The following is a 2640-nucleotide window of genomic DNA, read 5'->3' as shown; positions in this document are numbered from 1 at the left end:
CTTAGCATTATCAGCTACGGAGGCTAATACTAAGGCTTCATCAATCTGCCCATCAAGACTCAGTAAAGACAACTTTTCGATTTCTTGTGCGGCCGCAAATAAATTGCCCTCTACGCGTTCAGCAATCAAGGTAGCGATTTTAGGATCACTTTTTAAGCCTTTGGCCTGCATGCGTTGACTCACCCATTGAGGGAGTTGAGCTAAGGCAACTGGCCAGACAGGAATAGTGACACCTAACTTGTCCAGTTCGGTAAACCACTTGGCTTTCTGTGAGCGCGCATCAATTTTGCCACTGATGATTAATAGCGTCGTATCCTGCGGAGGATTGGAAGCAAATTTCCTCAATGCTTCCCCCCCCTCTTTACCTGGACTACCGGATGGCAGGCGAATTTCGATCAGTCGCTGGCTGGCAAATAAAGAGAGACTCTGCTCTTGCCATTTAATCTGAGACCAGTCGAAACGTCCTTCAATATTCCAGACTTCCCGCTCATTAGCACCGGCCTGACGAATCTGTTGACGAATGGTATCAGCGGCCTCTTCAATCAGTAATGCTTCTTCACCAAATAAGAGGTAAACAGGGTTGAGTGAAGCCGATAAATGAGTGTTTAACTGTTCGAGTCTTATCCGCATTGTTTACTTCATTACTGATAGTCGTCTCAGCACATTCTGAACCATCTGTTTATTCAAATCATCTCGGATGACGGCTTGTTGTTCACTCATCGCTAATAGCTGATTACGGTCAAACTGATAATCGCGTCTAGCTTGAACCGTAATCACATCACTCATAGGTTCACCGTCAGGCGAAGAGACTTTGAAAGAAAAACGGGTTTCTAACTCATACTCTGTCACTTTGGCATCTGAACCAACAGACAACACATTCTGATCAAACACATTTTCCACGACCGTCATCACGGCTGCACCTTCTCGATAAGTATCCAGTACATGAATGCCGTTACGCGTCATGGCACGTTTTAATTGCAAGCCGAATGAATCTTGTCGTATGTTCAATCCTTGAATATAGATGGTTTTGAGTGTTTCTGGCACATTGGCTTCACCACGCAATTGAAAACCGCATGCTGTTAAGGTCAACATCAACACACCAGTCATCAAACTCATCATTACACGATTCATTTTTTTATCCTTATGTTAGCCGGCAACCACAATATTCAATAAACGGCCTGGAACCAGAATGATCTTACGAATCTCTTTACCTTCTGTGTAACGCTGAACATTTTCATCAGCAAATGCTACGGCCTCTACCTGCTTTTGTTCGGCATCTGCAGCAACTGAGATTTTCGAGCGTAACTTCCCATTCACCTGCACCATTAAATCAATTTTGTCTTGCTTCAATGCTGCCTCATCAACCAATGGCCAAGACACGTTCAGAATGGCCTCTTCATGTCCCAGAGTTTGCCATAAATGATGACAAATGTGCGGAGTGATGGGCGATAACATCAAGACGACCATCTCCAGAGCTTCCTGCATCACTGCACGTGCTTGTTCACTATCATCATTTAATTTAGTCAAGCTGTTCATTAATTCCATAACGGCGGCAATAGCCGTATTAAATGTATGACGACGACCAATATCATCCGTTACTTTTGCTAACGTTTGATGTGTCTGACGGCGTAAGGCCTGCGAGGCTTCTGGTAAATCAGACAATTCACCTTGCTTAACAATGCCTTGTTCAACATGTTCAGCCACGGCTCGCCATAAACGTCTGAGGAAGCGGTTGGCACCATCCACACCTTTATCAGACCATTCCAGTGACATTTCTGGTGGTGCAGCAAACATCATAAATAGACGTGAAGTATCGGCACCATACTGATCAATCAGCGCCTGCGGATCGACGGTATTACCTTTGGATTTTGACATTTTGGCGCCATCTTTCAGCACCATGCCCTGTGTTAACAGATTTTTAAATGGCTCGTCACCAGAGATTAAGCCTTCGTCACGCATGAGTTTATGGAAAAATCGTGCATACAATAAATGTAAAACTGCATGCTCAATACCACCAATATATTGATCGACAGGCAGCCAATAATCCGCCCTTTCATCCAGCATAGCTTCGGTATTATCAGGGCAGGCAAAACGTGCAAAATACCAGGATGATTCAAAGAAAGTATCAAAGGTATCGGTTTCACGATGTGCGGGTTTGCCACATTTAGGGCAAGTGCACTCATAAAACTCAGGCATGGATTTAATTGGTGAACCTGAACCATCTACAGTCACATCTTCAGGTAACACAACAGGTAAGTCCTGCTCTGGTACAGCCACAGGGCCACAGTCATCGCAGTTGATGATTGGTATTGGCGTCCCCCAATAACGCTGACGAGACACACCCCAGTCGCGAAGTCTGTAATTTACCTGACGTTCACCTTTATTCTGGCTGACCAGAAAATCAGCAATAGCATCAAACGCTTCTTGTGCTTTTAATCCATCAAATTGCTTAGAATTAATCAGCTCACCTTTATCAGTGAAGGCGGCTTTTGTTAAATCAATATCCTGTTCATCTAACGGTTTAATGACCTGTTTGATGGGCAACTGGTATTTTTGTGCAAATTCAAAGTCACGCTGGTCATGAGCTGGTACCGACATTACGGCACCGGTTCCATACCCCATTAATACAAAATTAGCCGC

3 protein-coding genes are annotated in these 2640 nt (G+C 44.3%); all 3 read right to left on the bottom strand.

Annotated features, from left to right (window positions below; translation table 11 throughout):
* Positions 1–630: DNA polymerase III subunit delta (holA, locus tag B4K20_RS12745; RefSeq protein ID WP_289283158.1), on the bottom strand; the 630-nt coding region annotated here is incomplete at its 3' end.
* Positions 631–633: 3 nt separating this feature from the next.
* On the bottom strand, positions 634–1131 hold the full coding sequence (gene lptE / locus B4K20_RS12740; protein WP_289283157.1) for an LPS assembly lipoprotein LptE: 498 nt from the start codon (positions 1129–1131) through the stop codon (positions 634–636).
* A 15-nt stretch (positions 1132–1146) separates the two neighbouring features.
* Positions 1147–2640: class I tRNA ligase family protein (locus tag B4K20_RS12735; protein WP_289283156.1), on the bottom strand; the 1494-nt coding region annotated here is incomplete at its 5' end.

This window comes from Methylophaga sp. UBA5088 (assembly GCF_002414625.1).
GTDB classification, from domain to species: Bacteria; Pseudomonadota; Gammaproteobacteria; order Nitrosococcales; family Methylophagaceae; genus Methylophaga; species Methylophaga marina.
Note: the sequence above shows the minus strand (reverse complement) of the source record. Positions and strands in the feature narration are given on the sequence as shown.

Excerpts from the sequence above, each read along its gene's own strand:
- lptE (WP_289283157.1), bottom strand. The coding sequence starts at position 1,131 with ATGAATCGTGTAATGATGAGTTTGATGACTGGTGTGTTGATGTTGACC.